Source organism: Nocardia mexicana NBRC 108244, assembly GCF_001613165.1.
GTDB classification, from domain to species: Bacteria; Actinomycetota; Actinomycetes; order Mycobacteriales; family Mycobacteriaceae; genus Nocardia; species Nocardia mexicana.
The window spans coordinates 128,637-150,195 of the sequence record NZ_BDBV01000001.1; the positions used below are offsets into that span (position 1 = coordinate 128,637).

Consider the following 21,559-nt stretch of genomic DNA (forward strand, 5'->3'; position numbering starts at 1 on the left):
GAGCGTCGGTCGCGGTTGTCGGGTTCGGGTTGTGCCCGCTTCGACTCCTCGATTGCCATGGCACCCGTCGAGGCCAGCGTCACACGTGGTGTTCAGTTGTGGTCCCAGCTTGACGAACCCTCACCGACGGCATACCCTAGGAATCCTCAACCTGTATCTTGGGTGTGTTGTAGGCTCTGGTCGACACACTGGGTCAACTAGCGTACCTCTCCACGCGGGGTTGTAAACCCCTTGCCCGAAATTTTTTCGATCTTTCTCGTCTGCGCTGGATAATGGCCGGTCGCGGGCTGGTGCCGAGACTGGCGAGCATGGTGCGAGACCAGCATGTCTCGCTGGTTGGTGCCCGTGTCTCGATGTCTGGTGTCAGCGTCTCGGTGTGGTCTCGCCGAGTTGATAAGGGCACGGCCCACTGGGGTGCGTCAATCCCACGGTGGCTCTGTCCGCCATCTGCGACGGCAGTTGTCTACGAGTCTTGACGGCACCGCCAGTCGGCTCAAGTCGTTGTTACGAACAACAACACCGTCTGCCAGGCTCCGGCGAACGCCCGGTCAGTGCGATATGCGGCATGTGCGGACGCTTCATCTGACTGCAGTCACCGTCACCTCCTAGCCCTCGCAGAGGGGTGAAAGTTGGGGGACGTGGCCTGCTCGCTCAGGTGACCTGTGCGGCCACCAGGGTCTCGAAGGTATAGGGCCGCAGGCCATCGGTACGGCCCGGCCAATGCGCGCCTCGCGGCATGAGCGCGCAGTTGAGTTCCCCTGAAGCCAGCCGGGGGTTGACTGTAGAGTTGGACCTCACGTGCCGCCCGCATCAGATAGACCGGATAGCGAGAGGCATAGGTTATTGGCACGGAACGTGTCGAGGTGTAACTAGGAGCTTTACCTGCAGAAAATGAAAGCGGCGACGATCGAGTTCCGCTTTCGAAAAATGTCACCTAGAAGGGCGGCGTTTGCGTGACAGGTTCGAGGGCATTTGAGCGGGCCGCACTCGTGCTGGCGGACGTTACGTCATTGCTCGAACATCATCCTGCCCAGAACGATCCGAGGCGCGGCCGCCCAGCAGGGCCGGGCTACGGGCACCTGCTTCGGTCGGGCGTAGCGCTCTGCTATACGGCGTGGGAGGTGTTCGTCGAGGAAGCGTTGCTCGAAACGGTCGAGTTGCTACTTGAGAGCACCGAGCCTCACAGTCTCCCTGGCACGTTTCGCGATTGGATTGTTGAAGGAAAGCCAAGTCCCTGGGCCTTTGTCGGCGACGGGTGGCGGAGCGAGGCACTTGCGCTTGTGCATAAGAGAATCGAGGGCGACGGCAAGGGACGCTTTGGTTTCAACACTGCCAGCGTCGGCAATGTGGACGGTCTGTACAACCAGGTGCTTGGGTTTTCGCCGATCTACGCTGTGAAGTGGAGCGGCCGATCGAACGCGATGGTGCGTCGGGACGTCTCTGATCTTGTCGAGATTCGCGGCGAGATTGTTCACAAAGGAACAACTCCCGGTGCACTCAACCTGAAGGGCGTGCGCTCGTGGTCCGAGTTTGTAACCCGGCTGTGTGAGAAGTTCGACGAACAACTAGTCGACTTCCGAAGCGAAGTTGTGCCACCACCGAAGAACAAGTAGCCCGCTGTCGAACCCTCACGCGCACAGACTAATTGAGCCTTGCCTGCCCGGCCGATCCAGGTGGGGCGAAGTTGTATCCCCCGGCCGGGCAGTGGCCTTTTCGAACCGAACACCATGTGGCATTATCGTGCGTTCGATACGGTTCGAACCGTGCTTAGCCTCGTTCGCCCAGTGGGGTGCATGGGAGGTACTAATGATATCGGCTTGCATCGACCGTTTAGCCGCTCGGGCGCAGCGCGCTCGACCGGACCGACATTTAAGTGGCTGACCGGATTGATAGGACGCATCGGCCTCAACTCAATCGCCATTCGGAGGACGAATCCTCAGGAGCGCTGCCAGAACCTTTCTCGCATCCTCGCGTTGGCCAGGATTCCTTGCCAGGACAGCGGCGGCTACGGAGAGAACAACCACGATCGACCAGGTGATAGCAACGATCGCCAGGGCTAGCTGCGTATCAAATCGCATGGCAGGCACCTCGTCCCAGCTCCACGTCGCGGCCCAGGCTGAAACCGGGCGACAAGCAGCGCCCGGTTGGCCGCGGAGGCAACTCATCGTCATACAGACTGCTGCGACGCAAATACACATGGACCCGTTCGTCGACCGTGTCCAGAAGATGTATTTCGTAGGTATCAGACGTGCAGTGATCGCAAAAACACTTCTTGTCAACGACTTTCAGCGGCAGTCCGAAACGCTTGTCGATGGCACGAGAGATAACCTGATGATGCGTGAGATCACCCGCCCACTCGATTTTTATGACCGCATCGTCGACTGAAACATCTGTCCACAGGTCAAGAAACCTCAAATCTCTGCACCGGAACATGTGCGCTCGGCGAATAATTCCGCTGAGGAGTACCTCAGCGCTATCCAATCCGGATCTGCTCGGCATGCGTCGATACAAACACATTTCGGCTTCCTCGACTTCGTGGAGCGCATCCGTGCCCCCTAGATAATTTCGCAGAGTGCGCTTCCCGGACACTGCCACCAAAGCGGCCATCCAAGACTTTTCGTCGACCCCACGGACCAATACCGTCCCATCAGTTTCATACATGGACAGCACAGCGCCTCGACGTGAGAACGTCACACGAAGGCCGGCGATCCCATTCACACCGCCATCGGCGAGTATCGGCGATATTCGGTACAGAAAATCATTGGCAGACTTGGGATTTGAACTCAACCTGATCTCAAGCCCGCAGCAACCAGGGGAGACGGACTGGATGCCGAACGGCTGAGTTGAGCCGCGGCCACCACATTGAGGAGAGATACCATAGCCAACGCTTCGCAATACAGCAGCTTCGAATCGTGCCTGACCAAGGGGAGCGTCTGGTAACAGACGTCCGCTGTGGGGAATTGCCAGAAGCGCCTGCCTAGCTTGGCAATACGGCTCATTGGTGTATTCGCACCAACGCCGGGCAAGTGTCTGCAGATTTCCAGCCATGACCATCTCCTCAGCGCATTCCCGGACATGCACCCAGGCTCAGGCTCGAAAGTTGGCTCAACCATTCAAGAGGAGCAGGAGGCACCTAGCCGATTTCGCCGCAGCTGCTTCACGTCCGGGGTGAAGCTGGCGTGGCGCCTGCGCGCCGCGCCCTAGTTTGCTCCAGGTACTGATCGGAGTCAACCCCTATCCCGATCGGCATACGGAACCGCCTGCAGGACATGGAGATACAACAGACGTACAACGCCCAGGTCGCACCAAGCTGAGTAGGCGTTTGCACCCAGGCGTTGACAGCGGTATAGCGGAGGGCGGTCTTGCGGAGGCACTGAGGTGGAATCGGATTATCGGTACGGCGTCGTCGACCACGTTGGCGAGGCGCTCGAACAGCCACGGGTGTTCTCAGGGAAGGCGCGCACGGCCGACTACATATCCGGTATTCGGCATGAGCGGATGTACTACGCCGCAATCGAACCCGACGCGCGGATCCCCCGTGCGGATGGCCGCCTGTCTGTCATGACTCGCCCTTCCTCCTTGATCGAATGATCCCAACCTGGAGCGTGACGTTGGACGAATGTCCATGCACCACAATGTAATACAATGGGCAAACATCATCTAATCGCTACTACCGCGCGTTCATGGCAAGTGATGGATGCTCTGCCGAGCCTTGACCGGCTCCGCCGTCGACATTCGTGGACATCTCCGAGAGGTGCAGGTGGCTACACTCCACCAGGCTTCGCGAACAACTGACGTCACAGTTCGCGGACAGAGCCACCCACGGCGTGTCCTCGCGTAACTGTCGCCCCGCAGGTGTCTCGGGAGTGGGGTAGGTAGGTCATCGCTAGGCTACAGCCGCGTCAGCCCCCGACTCTTCTTCACCGTCGCTCCGATCTCGGTTGCCCACCGCACTGCGGCCGGAATAGTGTCGATCTTCGGCTCGAACTCGCCGAGTTGATCGACGGGTACCCAGGCGTAGTCCGAGTACTCGTCGTTCAGCTCGATGTCGCCGCCCTCGTACTCGGCGTAGAAGTGCGGCAGGATCATGCTGTTGCCGTCCTTCTTCCGAAAGTGCACGTTGTAGGAGATATCTTCGGCGATCGAGATCGTGGGCGCCTTGCCGATCTCCTCTTCCTTCTCGCGGCGGATGGCGTCGAGGATGCTGCCGTCGGTGGTCTCCATTTTGCCTCCGATAAGGGAATAGACGCCGTCGTAGTCGGCTTCGCCCTTGCGTCGCGCCAGCAGAACGCGGTTGGCTGCCGGGTCGATGACGACCAGCTTTTGGCAGTATTGAAAGTGGGTCGTGTCGCTCATAGGTCTCCTTGTGTTGTTAGGTGACTCAGCTTCTTGGGTTGCAGCTGGCGGCTGCCGTCGACATACACGGTCACGCCGCTCATGCCTGCTGCGTAGCCCGCGCAGTACACCGCGCGCACATCGTCGGCCGTGGAGCCCGAGGGCAGGTTGATCGTCTTGGAAATGGCTTCGTCGGTGTAGCGCTGCAACGCAGCTGCCATACCGATATGTCCCGCTGGTCGGATATCCGAGGCTGAGGCCAGAAGTTCCCCGACTGCTGGTGAATGGGTCGAGGGGTCGGCGTAAATCGACTGGCTGTGCGTATTTTGAACGATCCACTCCAAACCGGCAATCACCTTGTCGTTCGCCGCGAAGGTATCGAAGTGCGGCTCGATCCCGGTGGAGGCGTCAATAACGAGAGCGCTCCTGCCGGTCGGCGGCAAGGCGATCGTCGATACGTGGCGCAGCATGCCGGTCGCCGTAACGTGCCGGGACAGCCTCCGCCACACCGCGGCCGGCACCGTTCTCGATTCGAGCTGCCCGTATAGCCGCTCCATATGCCCCGGCACCTCGCGGTGACGGTTGCCGATCACCATGGTGTGCATTGCGCCGAACGGCCCACGCTGCTCGGCCAGGCGCACCGACTCCTCCTTGGACGTGAAGTTGACGAAGGACAGCACATCCGCCATCAGTGTGCGTGCCGCTTCTGAATCGTAGGCAAGCCCAACCACGCTCAGCGCGTCGGCCAACCCACACACCCCAATCCCGATCTTGCGCTTCTGGCCCGAGACGTATTGCGCCCGTGGACCGTCGAGCGTCCGCTGGCTGATCTCGAGGCTGTTGTCCAGGGCGCGGGTCAACAGCTGCGTTGTCTGCGCCAGCTCCGCTAGCCGGATCGCCGGACGCCCCGCGGCGTCGGTGTAGACGAACCGGCGCAGATTGAGGTAGCCGAATTGGCACGTCTCGCCCGCGATCAGGCCAACCTCGGCGCACGGCGCGGTCGTGGTGTAGGCACCCATGCCGGGCAGTGGATTGCGAGCGTTCATTCGGTCGAGGAACACGATGCCAGGGTCAGCGCAGGCGGCAGCAGCTGCGCACAGCGCCTCGAAGAGGTGGCAGACATCAGCCTCCCGGCCGTCGCGGAGTTCGATTCTCCCGCCGCGTTCCAGTTCTTCCATGAAACCGCGGTCAAGGTCGACCGAAATATTGAACTTCCAGTCGATCCCGTCCACTGGAGCATCCGCCTTGGCGCCGATGAACTCATAGATCTTCGGATGGCGCACGCTCAGGACGGCCATGTTGCCGACCGGCCGGTCCTCTCGGCCGCCATCGGCACTGTCCACTGCCACCTGGTTGAGGAAGCGCAGGGCGGCTACCGGATCACTGGTCTCATCGAGATTGAAGCCGGTGCCCATTCCTTGCTCGTGCAGCCGGATGATCTCCTCCTTCAGCCACCGCGCGCTGTTCGAGTCGAAGCCGATCGTCGGCACGGTGCAGGCCGTGAGTGGTCGGTCGTCGTAGCGGCCCGCGTTGGTCATGACGGGCGTGCTCATGACGATCTTTCGTCCGACGAGGGCGGCTTCGAATGCCTCGGCGAACTCGCGGCCCGCGCGTGTGCCGGAGAACTCAACTTCCTGGCGGGCCAGCGCCCTTGTCAGCCGCTGCACCATCGCCGTGGGCGTCTCATCGGCGCCTATGATTCTGCCGATACGTAGGACCTGCTCGGCCCGCGTGGACGGGACAAATTGCGGCATAGCAAAACTCATTCCTTATGAGACAAGCGAATTCGCGGCTGCGGCGACGTCAGCGCAGCCTGAAGTAACCTGGGGCGGATCGTCCCCAGGCAATTGGAAATATGTTGGGCGAGTTAGTACTTCACTCGCAGACAGTGCCGGTCGGCATCGCCATCCGCCAGCGCTTGAGGTCGGTGGCACCGGCGAACTCTTCGATGCCGCTCACCACCCGGTCCTCAACAAGGTCGATACCGAACGCGTCCGCCGACGCCTCGGTGACCGCAGCGATCATCGCCCTCGCGGTGTCAGCGATGGCCCTCTTGTCATCGACCGGCGTCCATCGCCCCACCGCCGGCACTTCGATCAGCCACCAACTGTTGCAGCAATGAACCCGGACGAGATACCGACTCAGCGACATTCGCTCCCCTCGCTCCCGTTGTGAGGGCAGCCCGGCACCAGGGAGTAGCAAACCAATTACGCTGTCCCGAGCAGGCTTTCATCATCTGGTGCCGAGCGCCTGTTCATCGACGCTAGAAGGCCAGGTCGCGGACACGCCATGAGTTTGCAAAAACTTGAACGATTTCGCCGACAATCGACCAAATCTGTGCTTGGAGCATGGAACATGAAGGCGGCGCGGATAATCCGCGCTCATGGCTGGAAGGGGCTTCATCATGCACCTGTTGTTCCTCGGCAAGGGCGGTTCCGGCGACCGCGACTGCCCGACGCTGTACGCCACCGACCATGGCACCTACCTCGTACAGGGCTGGAAGACCGATACCCCCGGGGTCATCGAAATCCCGCACCTGCTTCTCGGTTTCCTGGAACCGGATACCTTCATCGACGCGGTCCTGACCGACACTCGTCGGGGGACATTCAGCCTGGCTGGACGTCCGGTGACCGATGATGACACGCTGAAGCAACTGACCCTGGCGGCCGACGAAACCGCCATCGAGGTGCCGAAGCGAGAGAGGACGTACTACGGTGCAGCTACTCCAAGGCGACTCCGCGGACGATCCGTTTCGCGCATGTCAGCGTAGTGCGTTTCATCTCGAGGTTCGTGATGCCTACGCCACGGCTACGGAATCTGAGCCGCTGCGCCGCTTCCTGAACGGCGAACCGACACCGGCCGACTACGCCGAACGTCCCTGGGTCCAGTTCATGCGCGAAACCATCGCTCGCGGCGTGACCATCAGTCGGGTGCGGGTGGTGACGGAGCCGCACTCGGACTACCAGCGGTGGCTGCTGTCCATCACGGCGGGCAATGTCGCCGCCGGGGAGGACATCCGCTACGTGCCGCGCCACCAAGCCGGAGACGTGCCGCCCGACGATTGGTGGCTGTTCGACGAGCAGCAGGTGGCGTTCAACCTGGTCGACCAAGACGGTCGGCCCGCAGGCATGGCCGTCACGACCGACCCGGGCGTTGTCGGCTACTGCCTGACGGTGCGGGACCGCTTGTGGGAGCTGGCGATCCCGTTCGCCGATTACGCGGGTGTGCACGCGCGGCAGTGACCAACGAGGTTCACGACGCGAAGGAGGCACTCGGGCAGCGACTCCGGGAGATTCGCCGTCGCGCGGGCCTGACCGGACGCAAGCTCGCGGCCCAGGCCGGTTGGCACGAGTCCAAGGTATCCAAGCTCGAATACGGCAAGCTGCGGCCGTCGGATGCTGACATCCGCGCCTACTGTAAGTTCGCGGGCGCGGATGATCAGCTGCCGGATCTGCTCGCCAGCTTGTACCACATCGACGCCGCCTATATGGAAATGCGGCGACTGCTCAGCACCGGCACTGGCCGTGGGCAAGACGAGCTGGTCAAGCTCGCCGAACGCACCACGCAAACGCGCATCTACCAGAACGTCTTGATACCCGGCATTTTGCAAACGGCCGAGTACGCTCGCGCCATCCTCGAACGCTCCATCACCCGCCACGGCGCCCCGGACGACATCGACGTGGGAATCGCCAAACGCATGGAGCGCCAACAGTTTCTGTACCGCGGCGACCACCGCTTCTCCATTATCATCGCCGAGCAGGCACTACGGACGACGGTCGGCGGAGACGACGTGATGACCGGGCAATTGGACCGGCTGCTGGCCGTGATCGGGCTACCCCGAGTCAGGCTTGGGATCGTTCCGGCCGAAGCCGAAATCCCCATGCAGACAAACAATTTCGTCATGTACGACACCCGGATGGTGCTGGTGGAAACCATCACCGCCGAACTGACGATTACCCAGCCACGCGAGATCACGCAGTACGGTCAGGTCTTCAGCGTGCTGGCCGAGCTGGCCGTCGTCGGTGACGCTGCCCGCGCTTTGATCACCACAGCGTTGCAGCGTCGCCGAAACTGACTCTCGAAACGGTTCGCCTCCCGCGGGATTAGACCTTCTCGGCGACCTTCCCGAGGAAATCGCGTACTTCGGGCACCCTTGCATGCGGCCGAACAAGGTCCGCCAGCGCATCGAACCGTTGCTGCAACCGTGCTGAGTCCCGGTCTGAAATAGCGTCGAAGTTCTCGGTGAGGAGTGAGCACGCCTGGCCGAATTCGCCGCTGTGGATGAGATTGTGGGCTTGGTGCAACTGCCACGAGGCTCGTTCTCGAGGCCACGCTGCCGAACGCTCAGCGGCCTCGCCCAAATGAGTGACGGCAGTTTCGTAATCGCCGAGCCACATGTGGGCTTTGCCGATGATGCCGCTGATCTCGGCCTCGGGCAGGTACACCCACTCCGGATCGAACCCCCGCGCCGACTCATACGCCCGATAGGCCCGGCTGATCGCCTTTGCCATTTCTGCCTTGTCGCCCCGGCCTCCGTGGGCTTCGGCTTCGCGCAGGGCCATCAACGCCCGAAGCTTCGGCCCTCCTTGCGGCAGGGCCGCACGTGATGCCGCCTGGGCATATTGCACCCCCAGCTGATCGCTCGCAGCGTTGTCTCGCCCCCACACTCGATTGACCATGTACCCGCTGGCGTTACCCAAGGCGTGTGCCGCCGCGAAGCCGTCATCGGCCGCGCTAGCAGCTTGGGCGGCGTCGGCATAGTAGCGGCGCGCTGCCTCGGGCCGTCCGGCGTCATAGTGCACCCACCCCGCAGCCGTCATCATCTCGGCGGCAGCACTGGTGAGCTGGCGTCCGATGTCGTCGCTGTAGCGGGCGGTGTCGAGCAGGTGCTGAACATGCTGGACATACCCGGCCGCCAACCGGCACAACCGGTCACCACCGACAACCAAATCCAGCTCATGCACCTGATTCACGGTGGCGTTGATCTCGGCGACGTCACCTGCATCAACCCAGATCGTGGCGGTCGTTCCCTCGGCCTGCTGAACCGCAGCAGTGGCCATGGCGGTTCCGGCCCCGAAAGTGCTGGCTCGTAGGAAATTGCGACGATTCACGTCTGCCTCCTCGTCCGACTCCACCACCAGTATGGCAAGCGGAACGTGAAGTGCCTTGGCGATGCGACGTAGCACCCGCACATCGTGGATGGCCGCGCCGTCGTGTTCCAGCTGCGAAATGACCGGCTGTGTGTAGCCGAGGATGCCCCCCAGCTCGGTTTGCGTCATGCCGAGCGATTTGCGAATCCGGCGGATGACCTCACCGGTTGTTAGTTGCATGCGGTTGTCCCTGCTTCCATATGAACGTGCATCTGCAAGATCGGACAAACGCTCGGGACACGTTGCCGGGCAAGGGCTTTCGCCCCCCGTGAACGCAGTTTATAAGGGTTTTCGTATATTTCAGGGGTTTCGGTTATTTCGGCCGGTAGCGGCCCAAATTGGGGACCTACGGTCGGGGCGTGCCCCGGTACCGGGGTGACCCCTTAGCCCGCGCGACGTGCCAGTTCGGGTGACAAGGGGCGGTAGCAAAACGTCCCGGTACTGGAGCACCTCGTGATGTGCCAAACCTCCCAGAAACCGGAGACCTTGCCATGCATTCCCTTGCGATTCATCAGCTGGACGCGCTGAATATGCAGCGCACCCACCAGGCGCCGAAAGTACCTTTTACCGTCGCTGAATCTCACACCATCATGCAATTCCACGTCGCGTGCAGGGCGAAGCACTGCCCGCGAAAAGCAGCCGCGCTGCAAACTCTCGCTGAGGCCGGCCGCCTCGTGCCATCCACCACCAAGCCGCGGTGATCCATAGTGACCACACAGCCCAACCACGGCGCGCCGGAAGATCGGCCGCATAGTGCCAGCGCCGCCCCAAGCAACTCGGATTCGGATGCGGATTCGGCTGCGGCAGAACCAATCCCAGAGTGGGCACCACTGGAACCGCTGCCCTCGTCCGAGATGTTTCTGGCGGTCTTCTCCGGCGCCCAGCCGGTGACGGCCGGAGACGTCCTGCATCCGGCGTACGACTTGGTGGAATGCCAACGCAAGTACCAGCTCGCCCTTGGTGTCATGACTGGTACAGAGGCATCGGCGGCAGACCTGAAAGCAGCCGCAGCAATGCTCGTGACTGCGGTTGCGGACATCGAGGTACTGGTCACCATCATCGACGATGCGGTAGCCGAACGGCTGAAACCGCAACGCACCGGGCCCGACAAGGTCGTCCAGGTGATCGAGGCCGATACGGCAGCCACGGCAGCGTCGCCCGCACGGATGCAGCCCGACCAGCTGGCGCCCGTGCCTCTGCACACCGAAAGCATCGGTGAAATTGCCGCCCGAATGGCGGATCTCTGGGAGCGGGCCGTCGCTAGGGGCAGCGAACCAATCTGCACACCGCAGCCGGAGACGCACCAGCTGGTCGAGCTGTGCACTGGCTACGACTACCTAGCGGCGGAGATCGAATCCGGCCGACGAACGCTCCCGGGGATGTGATCCCCAATGCGGCCCGTTACTCCGCCACGGCCACCGCGGCGCATCCGGCACATCCACATCGAGTCAGGTGCGCTCCGGCTGGATCTCCAGGCCAGCGAGGAACACGCACAGAACGTGGCCGACGAGCTGATTGCAGGGCAGGCCGCCGACATGGAGCTGATCGTCACGATCGACGATGAGGTGAATCCGGAGTTGCCGCCGCTGCCGTGTGGGGAGTTGTGGGAATAGTGGCCCGGCCAGAACCCTTGCAGCACAAAACGTTTGTTCACGCCGATGGCGCACTCGCCGAGTTCATGTGCCAGGTGCATCTGATGGGCCTCACACCAGCGCGAGCCTGGGAACTCCGGTATATCCATCGGTTTCACCATCCGGACGAATGCCTCGTGCACCTGGAAGCGGCCTACCTTCTTCTCCCGGACGAGGAGGATGGCTGGGGCAGCCTGTCGGTTCCCGAGGGCGGTGGCTGATCCGAAGTGGATTCATCGTCAGCGATTGTCGTCATCCTGTGGCCCGCTTCGGTGTTCTTTACGGCGGTGCTGAGCTTTCGGGTTGGGATGTGGTGGAAGGGAACTCGTACTCCGGGGCGGCACGAGTTCATCCCAGGGCGCACGCCTGGAACGAGGCGTCACAGTGACAATGTCGATCGCTATGTGGAGGTGTCCGAATACCAAGAGGCTGACGCCTCTTGGAGGGGTCGACCGTCGGATTCGGTGCCGGATGGGTGGAAGGACGATGAGGCTGACGAACTGGAACAGGGGCCAGGCGAACTGGGCAGGGCTTACGTGGAGGTCAGGCTCCCCGAGGTGGACGAGGCGGATACAGCGCCGATAGAAGGACTGCCGACCGAAGGCCAGGCTGGACGATGGTGGCGAGAGGATGAGGATACGGAGGTTTTGCCGCGGGTGCAGGACATACGGCCACATGTGCGGGCTACTCCTATTCGGCGGCCGCCTTGGGTGGGGACGGACGATCTGCGAAACGACGAACGCCGTCCGGGTCGCTGATTCGGGGTAGAGGAGGTTTGGATCTTCCAAGCCCGACCGGACGGCACGACTACCTGACTACGCACAGGTACCCAACCGAGACCGATCTGAGTTGACTTGGTCTCCTTACCAAAGCGGTCCGTCCGGGCCGTGCGGGCTCCAGCCCTTGAGGAAAGGCTTGAGATCCTCCGGCTTCGGCTCCGGTACGTCGGGTGCGATACGTGTCGGCTGCAGGATCGGGTCCAGCCCGTCGAGGGTTCGTTCGGCGTCGTCGAGATGATGCAGGATCGCCTCGCGGTCATCTCCGCGATACCGTTCAGCGGCGTCTCTGGCTGCGGCGAGGAAGCGGCGGTGCTGGGTGATTTTCTGCCATTCGCGCGAGCAATTCTTGAAATGCTCCCACCGAGCGTGCTCGAAGTATCGTTCTTTCGCGACGGCCATCGCCGCTTCCCAGCGGCGTCGGCGTTCGCTTTCTTTTCGCTCGCGTTCCTGGTCTTGCCAGTCGGCACGAAGCTTATGGATCTCGAAGGAGCGGAACACCTCCGGGAGCTTGTCCTCCACGGTGACAGTCTTCGCGTCACGATAGTGGTCCCCTTTGTAGCGACTCCACCGCCCGTCAACCACGAGCTCCAGCCTCCCGGTGCCGATGAACTCCCAACCGCGGTGCCTGATCCACGCCGGCATCCTCTGGCGTTCCCGCCACTTCATCGGATCGATCTTCGGTGCACCGGGGGCGGCAATCTCTTTGATCGTGAGTCCGTAGACCCCGACCGGTGTCCGCAGCGCCAGGTGGCATCCGTTCAGGAAATGTGCTTCGTAGGCGTCCGCGCCCTTCCTGGCATCGACAGGCGCTATGGCGTAGATGCCGCGGGCGACGGCCTCGGTAGCGATCGCCTGCAGGATCTTCGCAGCGCGCGGAACGTGGTCGCTGCTGACGTAGTGCCAGTCCTTGTTCGCCACATACGCCTTCACGGCCGGGTGGTATCTCGCGATGCGTTCGGGAACGGGGACCGGACGCGCATCAACCAGATCATCGAAGTGTTCGGTGAACACGATAGCTTCGGGACCCGAGCCGTATGGTCCTGTCGAGATGATCTCCAATCTTTTGCCCCTGGGGCGGAGCGGGGACTTCAAGCTCATACCGACGAGCCGTCTATGGGCTTCCAAAACCTCGCGGTCCTTCTCCAGGACGAGCCGTCCGCCCGCCTCCTGGACCTCAACGATCAGCCGATCCGCGTCCGACTCGTCGCGCAGCACTGCCACTGGCGGCGCGGCGAGCCACTTCCGGCCGACGTCCGTGATCGCCGCTGCCCAGGTGCGCCTCTTCCCGGTGATAGTGATCAGACCGCGGCGTTCCAGGGCTCGCGCGGTCGCCCGGTGCTCAAAACCGGTGAAGACGCCCTCAGGACACCCGTCGAGGACCCATTGAAGAACCTCGACCTGCTTCTGATTCAGCTGTGCTGGGTTCTTGCCCACACGTCCATCATGTACGGCACCGCGCTCGTCAGAGGATGATTCCGGGCAAACCCGCCACTGACCCCCTTGCTCCTGGTTCAGGGGAGCACGAGCGGCCTCCAGGCACTGCACCCATGGATGGGTAGCGCCTGTCCACGAGCATGTAGTTCGCGTTCGGCGATGCCAGCGCCTTCACAGTCGCGGCGCACTGACGTATGGGTTGAGCGGGGACGGAGTTGGTTGCTTCCATAACCTTTCGCGCAGGAGAACCCGTTCACGCCCAGGCGGTGGTCGAGCATCGGCAAGCACGCCAGCCACTCCAAGCTGAGGGAGTACTTGGCTGGGGCGGGTGGGTTTGCGCGCGCTAGAGAAGGTGCGGATTGCCTGGCGTTACCTCGGACCCCGTTCGTAGTTCTCAGGGGTCGTCGGTGAGCGAGGTATCCAGTTCTGTCAGGGCACTGTCCTTCGCGACGTCGTGAGAGGCGGAGTAAAGGGCCGGTGTCCCGAGTCTGGTTGGGGTAGAAGAGGTTCTGGATCTGCGGATCGTTGTGGTCGAAGACGCCCCCCGTTTTTCGGGCTGCTCGGCACTGGGATCGTACCGAGGTCGTGTGAGCGATACAGCACCTTCGGTGACGTGCGATCCGCTGGACGGTCGCGGAGGGTGTTATACGATTGCCGCGCTAGTCGCCGAGAGCATGAATCGCCCCCTCGATCGGAACACGCGCACTATTCGAGATATGTTCCACGCCAATGGGATACCCTGTATCGGTGCCGCCACTTCCATCGCCATCGTCCAGTGCAGGGGTCCGGACGAACGACCATACCGACGAGCCGGAGGTTGGCCCGTTCCTGAAGTGGCCTGGCGGCAAGCGCTGGTTTGTCGAGATGCATTCACACCTCTTCCGCGGTCGCCGGTTCGATCGATATATCGAGCCGTTCCTCGGTGCTGGCTCGGTGTATTTTCACATCAAGCCGGAGCGGGCTGTTCTAGGGGATCTCAATGAGGACCTGATGACCGTGTATCGCGGCATCCAGCAGGATCCGCAGGCGATTCAGTTGCTGCTTGAGAAGCATCATCTCAACCACAACAAGGAGCACTATTACGAGGTACGTCAGCGCGTTCCCTCATTGCTGGCCGACCGAGCAGCACGCATAATTTACCTGAACAGAACTTGCTTCAATGGCATATATCGCGTGAACCAGCGCGGAGAATTTAATGTCCCTATTGGTAATAGAACCCGAGTTGTGCGAGACACCGATAACTTCCCTGGCGTGTCCGAGTTGCTGGCGGGCGCAGAGTTGCGGCACGGTGACTTCGAACCCCTCGTGGACGAAGCACAACCGGGCGATCTAGTCTTCCTCGATCCACCTTACACCGTCCGGCACAACAGCAACGGTTTTATCAAATACAACGAGCAGCTGTTCTCCTGGGACGACCAGGAGCGGCTAGCGAAAGCTGCGACGCGAGCGGCAGAACGCGGTGCGCACGTGATTGTCACCAATGCGAATCACGACACAGTTCGAAAGCTCTACCCGACCAGGGCTTTCAGGTCTAGGCGCGTAAGTCGATTCTCTTCGATATCTGCGTCAAGCGAGAGTCGTCAGCACTTCGAAGAATTGATCATTATCAGCAAACAAAAAAGATAGTAGTCGACCGAAAGGGGGAGGTCGTGCAACCAGATGATTTCTTTGCACGCCTTGACTATCAGGAGACGCCGCTCGCGGCGTTGACTGAATTTCTGGATGCTGAGGAGCGCTTCGAACACGCTCAGCAGGTCGATAAGATGCGCTTTGTCGGTTACGTGCTAGAACTCGGGTACGACACGGCGACCATCATCACCTCCGACCCGTATAAGGTTGCGGTAGGAGGCATTCCGAGAGGCTCGTTCCTGATCTTGGCTGCCCACAACCTGAAGGGGCTGCCACCGCACTTCACGCTTCTGCGGGTCAGTGAAACCGCGCCGACACCACTGTCGATGCAGGTACAGCAGACCTACTTCGAGCTTCACAAGAAGTCCATGCCTGAGTTGGATGTGTGGACGCAAAGCGAGCTGCAATGGGGGGCTTTGAAATGCGCTGTGCTCGGAATGTTCTATCCGGACAAGACCGACCGCACCAAGGTTGCCTTCTCAGGTGACGTGAACACCGTGGTGAGCGCACACCGATACCGCGTCTATGCCCCGAACGAAGCGCTGCTGGACCTCATCGTCAATGGCCTGGTTCAAAGACAAGCAGGCAAGCCACTCTCAATCGGGGAGCTGCGCCCGACCGAGAACGAGCTGGCGGCAATCCTCGACAGCGACGCAGGGAAATCGGTGTCCACAACGGTGAAGGTGTCCGTGCAGGACTTCAAGGGTGCTCGCACGGCCATGTTCGGCAAGACGCGGCTGGGGAAATCGAACGTCGTCAAGCTTCTGGTCCAGGCAATCATCGACTCCACCAAGAGCGATCGATCCGTCGGTCAACTGATCTTCGACATCAACGGGGAATACGCCAACGATAACGAGTGGGAGAACTCGAAGTCCATTCGCAGCGCCAACGAGGAAGTGTCCGAAGTTTATGCGTTGACGCAGCGTGAAAGTACACCGTCGAAGCCGTTGCGATTGAATTTCTATGAACAGCCGGCATCGGCTCTCGATATCCTGGGCTCGCTGCTGTCGAAGGACAACAAGAAGTCGGATTATATCGAGGGGTTCGCGAGCGTCGCCCTGCCGTCGGTTGAGGAGGTTCAGAACGACAACGACCCCAGCAGCCACACAAGAGGCATGCGACGTATCCAAGCATTCTGGGCGATCCTCCATGTCGCTGGATATCCAGCCGACGAAGGTCGTATGGCGAAGCTGCGGAAGACAGATGATGGAAAATGGTTCACAATCAGATCCTCGGCCAGCGTCCTCGACCCCGCGTTCAGCCAGGACGCTCGAAAAGCAGCATATGGAACGGATGACCCGCCATCCAAGCCGCAAACGCTGGACCAGCTCGTCGAAGAATACCGAGCTATTATCGATTTCTATCGTCTCGAGCTGAAAGATGACGACAAACGCAAGAAGGCCCATGAGGAGCTGTCCCGGAAGTTCAGTGCCGACGACCGAGCTCTATTCGATTTCCTGGTTCCGAGACGTTCATCCAGCACCGGCGCCACCCTGTTGAACCGCTACCGGAAGTACCACCACCCCCACGCGTCCGATTTCGAACGTGAGGTTCTGGAGTCGCTCGATGCTGGCAAGACGGTGATTCTCGACCTTGGCAACGCTACCGATCAGATTCGTGAGTTCTTCGCAGATAGCCTGTCCCGCGCGATATTTCGCCATCAAGAGGACAAGTTCACCGCGGCAGATCTGGGGCAACACTACGTGCAACTCTACTTCGAAGAAGCACACAACCTGTTCCCCGCGAAGGCCGACCTCAAAGCCGTCTACGCACGGTTCGCCAAGGAGGGCGCCAAGTTCCATATCGGAATGACCTATTCCACGCAGTCACCGTCGACCATCTACGGGGAGCTGCTGAGCCAGACCGAGAACTTCTTCGTCGGCCACCTGTCCTCTTCGGATGAAACACGGGCACTCGGACGGCTGCAACGAGCTTTCGTCGGCGTTGAGGAGGAGATCATGCGTTCGCGCACACCAGGTTTCATGCGGATGCTCACCCAATCCCACCGGTTCGTTGTCCCTGTCCAAGCGAAGCTGTTCGAAGCCGGAGGTGGGCGCTGATATGCCATATCAGGGTGGAGAACGCCTCACGTCGACCGAACGGGCCAGCAAACTTGGGCATCTGGAGGTGGTGAAGAGCCCGTTCGTCAAACAGTTGGTCGACCAGTTCGAACGGCCCGAACCCACCGACGACGAGCCGGGCAAGCACCTGTGGACCGCATTCGACCCCACCGCCATCGAACCGTTGAACCTGGTCCTTGCCGTCGATGGATCCTTCCAGCCTGTCACCTCCGACGACTACCCACCCCGGTCGCTCGCATTCATCAAGACGGCACTCGTGCGGATCGATCGCCGCCAGCTCGACCGGATCGACAAGGAGCTGCCGCACCCGGTGCTGATGAAGGCGCTGATGGCAGAGTCGGCACTGCAATCATCGACAGTGCTGCCGCTGCGGAACATCCGCGTCCCAGGCACCTCGAACTACCACCTTGTTCGCACCATCGTCCGAGACTCCTTCCAGATCGAATCCGACGGCCTGGTCCACGAGACATTGAAGTGGCTTGCGTACCGCAAATGGCGGACCGGAGAACGATCAGCATCGCCGCAGTTCCGCTGCCCCCACTGCCCCGACGACATCAACGGCCTCCCCTACGACGCCGACGCCGGTACATGCAACCACTGCGGCGGTGAGGTCTACCTGTCGGACATGATCGGCTTCCACCTCGAGATGGGCGAAGACCAAGCGCCCGACAGCGTGGCGTCGGCGTACATGCTGATGCACGAAACCCTGCTGCTGTTCTCAGTAATCCGCCACTTCTGGGACCGCGGCGACCAATCGTCCCTGAGTAACGTCCTGCTGATCAAAGACGGACCTCTATCACTGCGTGGCCAGTACTCCAAGCTGGTCGACAACATCCGCGACCTACTCGCATACGCCAAAGGCCTAGGATGCCCCATCCACCTCATCGGCCAAGAGAAAAGCGGCCGGTTCGTCGACCATCTCCGAGAAATAGAGCGCTTCACCGAACCGAAGGCCACTGGCGACCTGGCTCATTACGCCGTCCTGTCCCACCGATATGTCCGTGAAGACGTTGACCACGCCGCCGACCGCGTCAATCCCTACGGACTGAAGACCAACTACGGCGAGAAGGTACTGGTCAAACTGGATCCGCACACGTCGATGGTGCTGTCCGTGCCGACCGGCGCCTACAACCCCGATCCGGACTTCCCCTCGGGCAAGGACGACATGATCGGTCTCGATCGAATCCTTGCAACCCTGCCCAGGATCATCAGCTATCAGCACGAAGGTGCACTCGTGCCCATCGCGTTGGCTCACGGTGTCGCATCGCTGTCGTCGTACCCGTCCGCCGCTGTACTGAAGCTATTTGCCGGGCTGTAGGAGTCTGTCCCCCGCCCCCCTGGCGGGCCGCACTCGGGCGGTTGTGGCTGTCAACCAGGGGTGCCCAATTCGATCAACAAGCCCCACCTCTGCGACGTCGTCAGAGGAATCCAGGTAGGGGTTATGTCGAGTCCGGTTGGGGAAGAGGAGGCAATCTGAAGATCGTCGTGGCCGAAGGCTGTCTCGTTGGCGGACCTGGCCGTCGACGCCATGGAGACTTTGGTCGAATCACCGCCTTCCCACGGAGGTCGGCCCGCTCGCTGATACCCTCCAAGGTGCGATAAGAGCCTCGCGCCAATCTCCGAACAACTCGACGATAACACCCAAGATGACTCATCAAGTAGTGTGGCTTTTTCTTGTACGCCTCAAGGATCTCGTTGGCCACCATTGCAGGGTAAAAACACATTCGCGGGCGCGCGCCAGGCATCTCCGATAATCACGGTGCGCCGAATTCAATGAGATGGGTGTCTTATTTTGGTAATGGCTTGACAACACCCGGGGCATGGAGCGTTCATGGATATGCAACCCCCGAACCGATACCGCGAAACATTTCTGAACGGGGCGCGCATCCCGGCCGGGATATGACCAATCAACCAAACCCGTCTATTCAAGGGGAAAAGTCATGTCCACAACATCATCGGAAACCAGCCGTGCCGACAACGAGGACGCCCTGTGGCAGGCCCTGAATACCCAACCCATGGCGACTACCGGCGAACTGTCCGCCGCCGCCGGAATTACAGCGTCCAGCGCCCGCAAGATCCTGGCCCGATGGACCGACGACAACACGGTCACCCGCCACGCCGATGACTCCAACGGCCCGCACCGCTGGACCGTGACCACCAGCGACACCGTGACGCCACCGGTGCCGAACACGGCCGCTACGGGCACCGACACGGCCCGGGAACCGGCGGCCCCGGACACCGATATCGCCGCCCAGGACACGGATACGCGGCCCGCCGAACCGGCCACCGACACCGCCGCACCCCCGGCGGATGTGCCCGCCGCACCTGAACCGGCCCCCGAGGCCGACGATGCCGTCACACCGGACGACGCGGATTCGGCCGAGCTGCCCGACGACGACAGCGATTCCCTGTTTGGTGCGCCGTGCCCGATCGCGGTCGGTGACGAGGTCGCCAACCGGTACCACCGGTCCTGGCGCGGGTGGGTGACCGAGATGCGGTGTCAGGACGGTATCGCCGGGTGCATCATCGAAACCCCCGATGGCGCGCAAAGTTCCATTCCGCCGTGGGCGCTGGTTCCCGCCGGGCCGGACGGCGTCGGCGAGGAGTGGCAGCAGCAGATGGACGCCCTGATCGCGGCCCAGCATGACCGCGCGGTCCACGAGCTGGCCGACCGGTCTACCGCCGCGCGTGAACACCTCGAGCAGCTTTCCCAGCGGCTCGGCGGCATCGCGACGGCGCTGGGCACCGGAACCGTTGTCCCGCACGACGACACCGCGCCGATCGCGGATTACGCGGGCGATCTCGAGGCCGCTATGGCCGATCTGAACGGCTTCCGCACCCTGGTCACCGGCTCGGGACTGCTGACCGTCGATGAGATCAAGCGGGCCACCGCCCGCCCGACCGGCATGCGTTCCACCGTCAGCGCCCCGAATCACGGCACGGCCGAGAAGCTTCCCCCGGGCGGGTTGCGCGGCATGGTGGAGGACGCGCTGCGCGACAACCCGGGCCGTAGCTTCACCACCACGGTGCTCAAGCACATGCTCGACCAGGAATACCAGCGGAACATCTCGAGCGGCGCGATCAGCAACGCCCTGGACAAGCTGACCGAACAGGGCGTAGCGCGCCGAATCAGCGACACCCCCCGAACCTGGGCACTGGCCGAGAACCCCTGAAAACCGCCCCTGAGTGGGGAACCGGCACCAGCCGGTTCCCCCACTACCCGCTTGTCCGCCGCCATCATCACCGACCGCCGCGACACGTGCCGATCGTGCGGGACCCTGGGCCGATCACGACCCGCTGACCGGCGAACGTATGCCGGGACGGCGTCGGCGCGCGCCCGCATCCAACGGACATGATTGTCACCAGCCGTATTCCGTCGTCGGCGGCGTGGGGCGCACCTGGTTGGGGTAGAGGAGGTTCTGGATCTGGGGATCGTGGTAGCCGAAGGCTGCCTCGGTGTAGGGCTGCCAGACGCTGGCGTCGTGGTTGATCCGGGGGCCGCGTTCGGGAAGATCGGCCAGCGCCAGCCGTTCGGCGACAGCATCGCCGCCGTCGGCGGTCCACAGTGCCCACACCGGTCCCGCCGGACCGTCCGGGTGGTTCAGGTCGCGGCTGGTGGTCGCGATCATCAGGCCGGGGTCGTAGCTGCCGAACGCGCGGGTCAGCGCGGTCCGTAACCCGGTCTCGCGGCGGGTCGAATGCACCGAGAACAGCAGGATCCCGAACTTGTCGGTCGGGAACCCTTGGTAGTCAGCGAGTTTGGACGTCACGGTCTTCAACGACTCTGTGCCGGTGTCGTATTCGAGGAAGAACCGCACCATGCGGCCGTCCTGTTCCCAGCAGCCGTACCCGTCCGGGTGGAGTTGGTCGTCGCCGGAGGGATTGGTCCAGAACATCTCGGCGCATTGGCGCTCCGACCACCACAGGGTCAACCCCGGCACGGCCGGGTCGTGGTCACGCGCCGGGCTACGGTGCGCGGCCAGCGCGGCGAAGAACCCGTTCACGCCCAAGCGGTGGTCGAGCATCGGCGAGCACGCCAGCCGCTCCAACCCGAGGGCGTACTTGGCCGGAGCAGGCGGAGTCTGCGCACGCTCCGCCGCGATCAAGCGAGCACCGGAATAGCCGAGCGCGTGCCGCGTTTGCGTGGTGCCGCCGCCGTAGAGGGACTCGCGGAAGGCGAACACCATGCCCATCTCGCGCAACTTGCGCAGCCGATCCTGCGCGCGCCGCACCGAGGAGAACTCCAGCGACGCGATCTGCTCGGTCGTGAACGCCTTGTGCTCGGACAGCAACGCCAGCAGGCGACGGTCACGATCGAGCAGACGAAACCACGCACCCGCATCCGGATGCCCGCCCCGATGCACGCCACGGCCGCGACGCCGCCCGACATGTGAATATGTATGACTATTGGTATTCATTCTGGATTCCGCCCCCTTGCCTCGAATGCGGGCCTGAGCTGCCTTGTTGCGCTTTCCGTCTTCGGCGTTTGGGGTGGCGGCTATAGGACGCCGAGCATCCGA

The 21,559-nt window shown here is 62.1% G+C and carries 18 protein-coding genes; 11 read left to right on the forward strand and 7 right to left on the reverse strand.

Features of this window, described 5'->3' with window-relative positions; translation table 11 throughout:
• The first annotated feature begins 989 nt into the window (after window positions 1–989).
• Window positions 990–1,613, forward strand: coding sequence for a HEPN domain-containing protein (locus NM1_RS00515; RefSeq protein ID WP_246011062.1), 624 nt, complete (start codon window positions 990–992; stop codon window positions 1,611–1,613).
• A gap of 454 nt (window positions 1,614–2,067) precedes the next feature.
• Here NM1_RS00515 and NM1_RS41805 read toward each other — a convergent pair whose 3' ends face one another.
• Complete coding sequence (locus tag NM1_RS41805; protein ID WP_147288926.1) at window positions 2,068–3,048, reverse strand: hypothetical protein; 981 nt, start codon at window positions 3,046–3,048, stop codon at window positions 2,068–2,070.
• Window positions 3,049–3,378: 330 nt separating this feature from the next.
• Here NM1_RS41805 and NM1_RS00525 point away from each other — a divergent pair, with 330 nt between their 5' ends.
• Window positions 3,379–3,591 carry a hypothetical protein gene (locus NM1_RS00525; RefSeq protein WP_068012500.1) on the forward strand — a complete coding sequence of 71 codons (213 nt, stop codon included), beginning with the start codon at window positions 3,379–3,381 and terminating at the stop codon, window positions 3,589–3,591.
• A gap of 300 nt (window positions 3,592–3,891) precedes the next feature.
• Here the strand turns inward: NM1_RS00525 and NM1_RS00530 are convergent, their stop codons facing one another.
• From NM1_RS00530 to NM1_RS00540, 3 genes are all read right to left on the reverse strand, one after another.
• Window positions 3,892–4,356 (reverse strand): NUDIX hydrolase, encoded by a 465-nt coding sequence (locus NM1_RS00530; protein ID WP_068012502.1) that lies wholly within the window; start codon window positions 4,354–4,356, stop codon window positions 3,892–3,894.
• Window positions 4,353–6,089, reverse strand: coding sequence for a ribonucleotide reductase barrel domain-containing protein (locus NM1_RS00535; RefSeq protein ID WP_169814175.1), 1,737 nt, complete (start codon window positions 6,087–6,089; stop codon window positions 4,353–4,355). Before NM1_RS00535 ends, NM1_RS00530 begins: the two co-directional genes overlap by 4 nt.
• A gap of 121 nt (window positions 6,090–6,210) precedes the next feature.
• Entirely contained in the window at window positions 6,211–6,486 is a 276-nt protein-coding gene (locus NM1_RS00540; RefSeq protein WP_147288925.1) for a hypothetical protein, read from the reverse strand.
• A 253-nt stretch (window positions 6,487–6,739) separates the two neighbouring features.
• Here NM1_RS00540 and NM1_RS00545 point away from each other — a divergent pair, with 253 nt between their 5' ends.
• From NM1_RS00545 to NM1_RS00555, 3 genes are read left to right on the forward strand one after another with little or no spacing between them, the layout of a single operon-like run.
• Window positions 6,740–7,105, forward strand: a complete 366-nt coding sequence (locus NM1_RS00545; protein WP_068012509.1) for a hypothetical protein — start codon at window positions 6,740–6,742, stop codon at window positions 7,103–7,105.
• Complete coding sequence (locus tag NM1_RS44545) at window positions 7,050–7,577, forward strand: DUF6879 family protein (RefSeq protein WP_068012510.1); 528 nt, start codon at window positions 7,050–7,052, stop codon at window positions 7,575–7,577. The genes NM1_RS00545 and NM1_RS44545 overlap by 56 nt, the downstream gene beginning before the upstream one ends.
• Window positions 7,574–8,410, forward strand: coding sequence for a helix-turn-helix domain-containing protein (locus NM1_RS00555; RefSeq protein WP_068012511.1), 837 nt, complete (start codon window positions 7,574–7,576; stop codon window positions 8,408–8,410). The genes NM1_RS44545 and NM1_RS00555 overlap by 4 nt, the downstream gene beginning before the upstream one ends.
• Window positions 8,411–8,438: 28 nt before the next feature.
• On the opposite strand, the gene NM1_RS00560 is transcribed toward NM1_RS00555, so the two are convergent.
• Window positions 8,439–9,665 carry a helix-turn-helix domain-containing protein gene (locus NM1_RS00560; RefSeq protein WP_084519016.1) on the reverse strand — a complete coding sequence of 409 codons (1,227 nt, stop codon included), beginning with the start codon at window positions 9,663–9,665 and terminating at the stop codon, window positions 8,439–8,441.
• A 674-nt stretch (window positions 9,666–10,339) separates the two neighbouring features.
• Between NM1_RS00560 and NM1_RS00565 the strand changes: the two genes are divergently transcribed.
• Together NM1_RS00565 and NM1_RS00575 are read left to right on the forward strand one after the other, a co-directional pair.
• Window positions 10,340–10,870: a hypothetical protein gene (locus NM1_RS00565; RefSeq protein ID WP_068012514.1), complete on the forward strand. Its 531-nt coding sequence runs from the start codon at window positions 10,340–10,342 to the stop codon at window positions 10,868–10,870.
• 311 nt (window positions 10,871–11,181) lie between these two features.
• A complete protein-coding gene (locus tag NM1_RS00575; RefSeq protein WP_255286139.1) occupies window positions 11,182–11,337 on the forward strand; it encodes a hypothetical protein in 156 nt (51 codons plus the stop codon).
• A 642-nt stretch (window positions 11,338–11,979) separates the two neighbouring features.
• Here the strand turns inward: NM1_RS00575 and NM1_RS00580 are convergent.
• The gene (locus NM1_RS00580; RefSeq protein WP_147288924.1) at window positions 11,980–13,329 is read right to left on the reverse strand and encodes a hypothetical protein; all 1,350 of its coding nucleotides are present in this window, start codon (window positions 13,327–13,329) and stop codon (window positions 11,980–11,982) included.
• Between the two features lie 747 nt (window positions 13,330–14,076).
• On the opposite strand from NM1_RS00580, the gene NM1_RS40690 reads away from it, so the two are divergent.
• The 4 genes from NM1_RS40690 (at window position 14,077) to NM1_RS00600 (ending at window position 20,212) form a co-directional block, all read left to right on the forward strand.
• Window positions 14,077–14,955 carry a DNA adenine methylase gene (locus NM1_RS40690; RefSeq protein ID WP_211339360.1) on the forward strand — a complete coding sequence of 293 codons (879 nt, stop codon included), beginning with the start codon at window positions 14,077–14,079 and terminating at the stop codon, window positions 14,953–14,955.
• Between the two features lie 23 nt (window positions 14,956–14,978).
• Window positions 14,979–17,018, forward strand: coding sequence for a helicase HerA domain-containing protein (locus NM1_RS00590; RefSeq protein ID WP_068012525.1), 2,040 nt, complete (start codon window positions 14,979–14,981; stop codon window positions 17,016–17,018).
• A gap of 1 nt (window position 17,019) precedes the next feature.
• Window positions 17,020–18,357, forward strand: coding sequence for a hypothetical protein (locus NM1_RS00595; RefSeq protein ID WP_068012527.1), 1,338 nt, complete (start codon window positions 17,020–17,022; stop codon window positions 18,355–18,357).
• Window positions 18,358–18,979: 622 nt separating this feature from the next.
• Window positions 18,980–20,212 carry a hypothetical protein gene (locus NM1_RS00600; RefSeq protein ID WP_114699486.1) on the forward strand — a complete coding sequence of 411 codons (1,233 nt, stop codon included), beginning with the start codon at window positions 18,980–18,982 and terminating at the stop codon, window positions 20,210–20,212.
• A 186-nt stretch (window positions 20,213–20,398) separates the two neighbouring features.
• Here NM1_RS00600 and NM1_RS00605 read toward each other — a convergent pair whose 3' ends face one another.
• Complete coding sequence (locus NM1_RS00605; RefSeq protein ID WP_246010964.1) at window positions 20,399–21,457, reverse strand: replication-relaxation family protein; 1,059 nt, start codon at window positions 21,455–21,457, stop codon at window positions 20,399–20,401.
• Window positions 21,458–21,559 lie beyond the last annotated feature (102 nt).

What these genes read in the sequence shown, in the direction of transcription:
- NM1_RS00530 (WP_068012502.1), bottom strand. Translation starts at nt 4,356, where the DNA reads ATGAGCGACACGACCCACTTTCAATACTGCCAAAAGCTGGTCGTCATC.
- NM1_RS00545 (WP_068012509.1), top strand. Translation starts at nt 6,740, where the DNA reads ATGCACCTGTTGTTCCTCGGCAAGGGCGGTTCCGGCGACCGCGACTGC.
- NM1_RS00565 (WP_068012514.1), top strand. Translation starts at nt 10,340, where the DNA reads ATGTTTCTGGCGGTCTTCTCCGGCGCCCAGCCGGTGACGGCCGGAGAC.
- NM1_RS00575 (WP_255286139.1), top strand. Translation starts at nt 11,182, where the DNA reads ATGGGCCTCACACCAGCGCGAGCCTGGGAACTCCGGTATATCCATCGG.
- NM1_RS00605 (WP_246010964.1), bottom strand. Translation starts at nt 21,457, where the DNA reads ATGAATACCAATAGTCATACATATTCACATGTCGGGCGGCGTCGCGGC.
- NM1_RS00595 (WP_068012527.1), top strand. Translation starts at nt 17,020, where the DNA reads ATGCCATATCAGGGTGGAGAACGCCTCACGTCGACCGAACGGGCCAGC.
- NM1_RS41805 (WP_147288926.1), bottom strand. Translation starts at nt 3,048, where the DNA reads ATGGCTGGAAATCTGCAGACACTTGCCCGGCGTTGGTGCGAATACACC.
- NM1_RS00535 (WP_169814175.1), bottom strand. Translation starts at nt 6,089, where the DNA reads ATGCCGCAATTTGTCCCGTCCACGCGGGCCGAGCAGGTCCTACGTATC.
- NM1_RS00540 (WP_147288925.1), bottom strand. Translation starts at nt 6,486, where the DNA reads ATGTCGCTGAGTCGGTATCTCGTCCGGGTTCATTGCTGCAACAGTTGG.
- NM1_RS00560 (WP_084519016.1), bottom strand. Translation starts at nt 9,665, where the DNA reads ATGCAACTAACAACCGGTGAGGTCATCCGCCGGATTCGCAAATCGCTC.
- NM1_RS00600 (WP_114699486.1), top strand. Translation starts at nt 18,980, where the DNA reads ATGTCCACAACATCATCGGAAACCAGCCGTGCCGACAACGAGGACGCC.